The sequence below is a fragment of the Streptomyces sp. NPDC056883 genome (genome assembly GCF_042788835.1).
Taxonomy (GTDB): domain Bacteria; phylum Actinomycetota; class Actinomycetes; order Streptomycetales; family Streptomycetaceae; genus Streptomyces; species Streptomyces stoeckheimensis.
Map to the genome: position 1 here is coordinate 107,183 of NZ_JBHUBS010000023.1, position 6,460 is coordinate 113,642.

At 71.0% G+C, this 6,460-nt stretch carries 4 protein-coding genes; 3 read left to right on the plus strand and 1 reads right to left on the minus strand.

Annotated features, from left to right (window positions below; genetic code table 11):
* Positions 1 to 205: 205 nt before the first annotated feature.
* On the plus strand, positions 206 to 1,780 hold the full coding sequence (gene ffh / locus ACFRU2_RS36790) for a signal recognition particle protein (RefSeq protein WP_382980489.1): 1,575 nt from the start codon (positions 206 to 208) through the stop codon (positions 1,778 to 1,780).
* Positions 1,781 to 1,922: 142 nt separating this feature from the next.
* The gene (gene ftsH, locus ACFRU2_RS36795; protein ID WP_382980491.1) at positions 1,923 to 3,860 is read left to right on the plus strand and encodes an ATP-dependent zinc metalloprotease FtsH; all 1,938 of its coding nucleotides are present in this window, start codon (positions 1,923 to 1,925) and stop codon (positions 3,858 to 3,860) included.
* Between the two features lie 245 nt (positions 3,861 to 4,105).
* Here the strand turns inward: ftsH and ACFRU2_RS36800 are convergent, their stop codons facing one another.
* Positions 4,106 to 4,783, minus strand: a complete 678-nt coding sequence (locus ACFRU2_RS36800) for a methyltransferase type 11 (protein WP_382980493.1) — start codon at positions 4,781 to 4,783, stop codon at positions 4,106 to 4,108.
* Positions 4,784 to 4,925: 142 nt separating this feature from the next.
* On the opposite strand from ACFRU2_RS36800, the gene proS reads away from it, so the two are divergent.
* A complete protein-coding gene (proS, locus tag ACFRU2_RS36805) occupies positions 4,926 to 6,338 on the plus strand; it encodes a proline--tRNA ligase (protein ID WP_382980495.1) in 1,413 nt (470 codons plus the stop codon).
* Positions 6,339 to 6,460 lie beyond the last annotated feature (122 nt).

The window sequence follows — 6,460 nt, forward strand, 5'->3', positions numbered from 1 at the left end:
GCCCCGCCGGCGTTTGAGGCGCGGGGTCCGGGGCGGAGCCCCAGGGAACGGGCGAAGGGCGGGTAGGGGACTCCGCCCCGCGCAGCGGCTCCCGCACCGACCGGGCTCCCGGAGGGGGAAAGCCGCCCGCAGGGCCGGAGGGGTGGCGCGGCCCGATACCCTGGGGACGACCACACGCCCCCTGACCCGAGGAATCGCGACCATCGTGTTCGATACGCTTTCCGACCGCCTCAGCGCGACCTTCAAGTCCCTCCGGGGCAAAGGCCGCCTCTCCGAGCAGGACATCGACGCTGCGGCGCGGGAAATCCGTATCGCCCTCCTCGAGGCCGACGTCGCCCTCCCGGTCGTCCGCTCCTTCATCGCGAACGTCAAGGAGCGCGCCCGCGGCGAAGAGGTCTCCAAGGCCCTGAACCCGGGCCAGCAGGTCCTCAAGATCGTCAACGACGAGCTGGTCTCCATCCTCGGTGGCGAGACCCGGCGGCTGCGCTTCGCCAAGACCGCTCCCACCGTGATCATGCTCGCGGGCCTCCAGGGTGCCGGTAAGACCACCCTCGCCGGAAAGCTCGGCCTGTGGCTGAAGGGGCAGGGCCACGCCCCGCTCCTCGTCGCCTGTGACCTCCAGCGCCCCAACGCCGTCAACCAGCTCTCGGTCGTGGCCGAGCGGGCCGGCGTGGCCGTGTACGCCCCCGCGCCGGGCAACGGCGTCGGCGACCCGGTCCAGGTCGCCAAGGACTCGATCGAGTACGCGCGCACCAAGCAGTACGACGTCGTCGTCGTCGACACCGCCGGCCGCCTCGGCATCGACCAGGAGCTGATGCAGCAGGCCGCGGACATCCGCGACGCCGTCAGCCCGGACGAGATCCTCTTCGTCGTCGACGCCATGATCGGCCAGGACGCGGTCAACACCGCCGAGGCCTTCCGCGACGGCGTCGGCTTCGACGGCGTCGTGCTGTCGAAGCTCGACGGCGACGCCCGCGGTGGTGCCGCGCTCTCCATCGCGCACGTCACCGGCAAGCAGATCATGTTCGCCTCGAACGGCGAGAAGCTCGACGAGTTCGACGCGTTCCACCCGGACCGCATGGCGGGCCGGATCCTCGACATGGGTGACATGCTCACCCTGATCGAGCAGGCCGAGAAGACCTTCTCGCAGGCCGAGGCCGAGAAGATGGCGGCCAAGCTGCAGAAGGGCCCGAAGGAGTTCACGCTCGACGACTTCCTGTCCCAGATGGAGCAGGTCCGCAAGATGGGCTCCATCTCCAAGCTGCTCGGCATGCTCCCGGGCATGGGGCAGATCAAGGACCAGATCAACAACATCGACGAGCGCGACGTGGACCGCACCGCCGCGATCATCAAGTCGATGACCCCGGCCGAGCGCCAGGACCCGCACCTCATCAACGGCTCGCGCCGCGCCCGTATCGCCAAGGGCTCCGGCACCGAGGTCAGCGCCGTCAAGTCGCTCGTCGAGCGGTTCTTCGAGGCCCGCAAGATGATGTCCCGCATGGCCCAGGGCGGCGGCATGCCGGGCATGCCCGGCATGCCCGGGATGGGCGGCGGCCCCGGCCGGCAGAAGAAGCAGATCAAGCAGGCCAAGGGCAAGCGCAAGAGCGGCAACCCGATGAAGCGCAAGGAAGAAGAGGCCGCGGCCGCCGCGCGCCGCGAGGCGGGGCCGCAGGCGATCGAGCCCGCCGCCGGCGGCAACCCGTTCGGCCTTCCGGCCGGGGGTGCTCAGCCCGGTCAGGACTTCGACCTGCCGGACGAGTTCAAGAAGTTCATGAAGTAGCAGCTCACACAGCAGCAGTACGGAGCCGCACGAGCCCCGGCCGGATCACTCCGGCCGGGGCTTCGCCGTGTGGCCTCCCGCCAGGGGCGACGGTCCGGTTTGTCGCTTATGGTCGGCCGGGAGGACGGCAGAAGGAGGCCACGTGCCCAGCCCCACCCCCGTACCGCCCCGCGACCGGGCCGATACGCCCTGGCGCTCCGAAGGCGCACCCCCCGCCCCGCCGCCGAAGAAGCGGATGCCCGGCGGCTGGCGCGGCCTGATCCTCACCGCCCTGATCGTCTACCTGATCACCAACCTGGTGCTGTCCTTCTTCAACGAGGGCGACGAGCCGACCATCTCGTACACCGAGTTCAGCAAGCAGGTCGCGAACGGCAACGTCTCGAAGATCTACGCCAAGGGCGACGCCATCCAGGGCGAGCTGAAGACCGGGCAGCCCAAGCCGGACGGGGACAAGGGCGACTACAAGAAGTTCGTCTCCCAGCGCCCCGCCTTCGCCGACGACGACCTGTGGGCCAACCTCACCAAGCAGAACGTCGTCGTCACCGCCTCCCCGGTCGTCGTGCAGCGCAGCTTCCTGGCCAACCTGCTGATCTCCCTGGCCCCGATGCTGCTGCTGGTCCTCCTGTGGGTGGTCATCGCCCGCCGGATGGGATCGGCCATGGGCGGCGGCATGGGCGGGATCGGGCGCAAGACGCCGCCCAAGCCGGTCGAGCTGGAGGGCGCCAAGCGCACGACCTTCGAGGACGTGGCCGGCATCGACGAGGTCGAGGGCGAGCTCAACGACGTCGTGGACTTCCTCAAGAACCCCGACGCGTACCGCAAGATGGGCGCCCGCATGCCCGGCGGAGTCCTGCTCGCCGGCCCGCCCGGCACCGGCAAGACCCTGCTCGCCCGCGCGGTGGCCGGCGAGGCCGGGGTGCCCTTCTTCTCCGCCTCCGCCTCCGAGTTCATCGAGATGATCGTCGGCGTCGGCGCCTCCCGGGTGCGCGAGCTCTTCTCCGAGGCCCGCAAGGTGGCACCCGCCATCATCTTCATCGACGAGATCGACACCATCGGGCGGGCCCGCGGCGGCGGCGCGGCCATGGGCGGCCACGACGAGCGCGAGCAGACCCTGAACCAGATCCTCACCGAGATGGACGGCTTCTCCGGCTCCGAAGGCGTGGTCGTCCTCGCCGCGACCAACCGGGCCGACGTCCTGGACCCGGCGCTGACCCGGCCCGGCCGCTTCGACCGCACCGTCATGGTCTCCCCGCCCGACAAGGCCGGCCGGGAGGCCATCCTGCGCATCCACACCCGGGACATCCCGCTGGCCGCCGGAGTCGACCTCGCGCAAATGGCCCGTACGACCCCGGGCATGACCGGAGCCGAACTGGCCAACCTCGCCAACGAGGCCGCCCTGCTCGCCGTGAAGCGCCAGCAGAAGGAGGTCACCCAGGCGGACCTCTCCGACGCGCTGGAGAAGGTCCAGCTCGGCGCGGAACGCCCGCTGGTCATGCCGGACGAGGAGCGCCGCCGTACCGCGTACCACGAGAGCGGACACGCCCTGCTGGGCATGCTCCAGCCCGGCGCCGACCCCGTCCGCAAGATCACCATCGTCCCGCGCGGGCGGGCGCTCGGCGTCACCCTCTCCACGCCGGAGGCGGACCGGTACGCCTACACGGAGGAGTACCTGCGCGGCCGCATCATCGGGGCGCTGGGTGGCATGGCCGCCGAGCAGGTGGTCTACGAGGTCATCACCACCGGCGCCGAGAACGACCTCGAACAGGTCACCAACATCGCCCGCGGCATGGTCGGCCGCTGGGGCATGAGCGAACGCATCGGCCGCCTCACCGCCATCCCTTCGGACGGACAGAGCCCCTACGGCCTCTCCGCGGCCCCCGCCACCCTCGACGCGGTGGACCACGAGATGCGCCGGATCGTCGACGAGTGCTACGAGAAGGCCTGCGTCCTGCTGCGCGAGAACCGCGACAAGCTGGACGCCCTCGCGGAAGCCCTGATGGCCAACGAGACCCTGGACGAACCGGCGGCCTACGCGGCCGCGGGCATCCCCCGCCTCCACAAGGGAGCGCCGCACGAGTGAGTGCCGTGCGGGTGAGTGCCGTGGGGGGGCGTCACCCCGCCCCCCCCCAAGACAATTCCACCCCCCCGGCGACGACGCCGCGGAAAACGTTCTTCCACCCAACAACCCCCCCCCCCCCTTTCTCCCGGTGAAACGCCCCCCCCCACTCCCCCTCCCCCCCCCCCCCCCAACATCACCCCCCACATCTTGTATCTCTTATGTGTAGCCCCCGTCCCGTTCCCGACCCCCCCCCCCCACGGAGCCGGTTACGCCGTACGGGCGATGACGTAGCGGAAGATGTTCGGCAGCCAGACGGCCCCGTCACCCCGTTCGTACGGGTGAAGCGCCTCCGCCAGTTCCTTCTCCACCTGCCCCGGGTCGGAGCAGTCGTACAGCCCGGTCGACAGCAGCCCGCGCACCGCGCTGTCCACGTCGGCATACCCGAACGGGCAGAACACCCGCCCCGACCCGTCCGGCACCAGCCCGGCCGCGGCCGCCATCGCGTCCAGGTCCCGCGCGGCCGGCCCGCCGCCCAGGACGGAGGGCACCGTGCACCGCTCCGCCGGACCCCAGTCGGCCAGCACCACCGCGGCGCCGGGCCGGCGCAGCGCCGGCAGGGCCGCGGCCAGGGCGCCCGGGGAGGGCGAGAAGGCCAGCAGGACGTCGTAGGGCACCGCGGGCACCGGAGGGGCCGCGAGGACCTCCAGGAGGCGCTCCCGGGCCAGCGTGCGGCGTGCCGGATCCGTCTCCACACCCGTGGCCAGGGCTCCCCGGCCCGAGGCCAGCAGAAGGGCCAGCCCGGCCCCGCAGTCGAGGCCCAGCAGCCGGTCTCCCGGCCCGACCTCCAGCCGGTCGTAGACCGCCTCGTACAGCGGTACCAGCATCCGTTCCTGGATCTCCGCCCAGTCCCGCGCGACAAGCGTCGCCGTCGGCGTCGGTGTCATCGAAAGAGCGCTCCTGATTCCGTGTCGCCCCCTTGCCCCCGTTGCCAGAGAACTCCCGATTCGCCCCCGCGTCCAGAGGAGCGCGCCACCCGATTCGCACCCGATTCACGTTCGGCACTCCGGGCGCCGTACCATTCGCGCCATGGCAAAGGCACCCGTTCTCACCCCCCAGGCGGAGGATTTTCCCCGCTGGTACCAGGATCTGATCAACAAGGCCGAGCTGGCCGACAACGGTCCGGTCCGCGGCACGATGGTCATCCGGCCGTACGGCTACGGCCTGTGGGAGCGGATGCAGCAGGAGATGGACGCGCGCATCAAGGACGCGGGCGCCCAGAACGCGTACTTCCCGCTGTTCATCCCGCAGTCGTACCTGACGAAGGAAGCGGAGCACGTCGAGGGCTTCGCCCCCGAGCTCGCGGTCGTCACGCACGGCGGCGGCAAGGAGCTGGACGAGCCCATCGTGGTCCGCCCCACCTCCGAGACGATCATCAACGACTACTTCTCCAAGTGGGTCCAGAGCTACCGCGACCTGCCCCTGCTGATCAACCAGTGGGCGAACGTGGTCCGCTGGGAGATGCGCCCGCGCGTGTTCCTCCGTACGAGCGAGTTCCTCTGGCAGGAGGGCCACACCGCCCACGTCTCGTACGAGGACGCCCGCGACTACGCCGCCCGCATCCACACGGACGTGTACGGCGACTTCATGACCAACGTGCTCGGCATCGACGTCGTGCTCGGCCGCAAGACCGCCAAGGAGCGCTTCGCCGGCGCCATCAACACCCTCACCCTCGAGGGCATGATGGGCGACGGCAAGGCCCTGCAGCTCGGCACCAGCCACGAGCTCGGCACCAACTTCGCCAAGGCCTTCAACACGCAGTACCTGTCGAAGGAAGGCAAGCAGGAGCTCGTCTGGCAGACCTCGTGGGGCGTTTCGACCCGCATGGTCGGTGGCCTGATCATGTCGCACGGCGACGACAACGGCCTGCGGGTCCCGCCGCGCCTCGCGCACGTCCAGGTCGTCGTCATGGCGATCAAGGGCGACGAGGCCGTGACGAAGGTCCGCGAGCTGGGCGCCCAGCTCAAGGCCGCGGGCCTGCGGGTGTTCGTCGACGACCGCGTCGACACCCCCTTCGGCCGCCGCGCCGTGGACTGGGAGCTCAAGGGCGTACCGGTCCGCGTCGAGATCGGCCCCCGCGACCTGGAGGCCGGCACCGCGATGCTGGCCCGCCGGATCCCGGGCGGCAAGGAGTCGGTGCAGATCTCCGACCTCGCCGCGCTGCTGCCCAAGGTGCTCGAGGAGGACCAGGCGCAGCTGCTGCGCGAGTCCCGCGACCGCCGCATCGCCCGTACGTCCGACGTCTCGACCATCGAGGAGGCCGCCGAGGCCGCCATCGCCGGCGGCTGGGCGCGGATCCCGTGGGCCGACCTCGGACCCGAGGGCGAAGCGAAGCTCGCCGAGCAGGCCGTGTCCGTACGCTGCCTGATCGCCGAGGACGGGTCGGTGCCGCAGGCGGACGACGCCCCCGGTAACCTCGCGATCGTCGCGCGCTCGTACTAGGCGGTCCGCCTGACGGCTCTCACGCCCCGGGGTGCGGGACCCCCCCCCCCCCCGGGGTTTTTTTTTCTCCCTCCCTCTCCAGAGAACCCATGGGCACCCTTTCCTACCCACCCCTCCCCAGA

Bases quoted from the DNA above. Each gene is read 5' to 3' on its own strand.
- proS (WP_382980495.1), top strand. From the start codon at position 4,926: ATGGCAAAGGCACCCGTTCTCACCCCCCAGGCGGAGGATTTTCCCCGC.
- ACFRU2_RS36800 (WP_382980493.1), bottom strand. From the start codon at position 4,783: ATGACACCGACGCCGACGGCGACGCTTGTCGCGCGGGACTGGGCGGAG.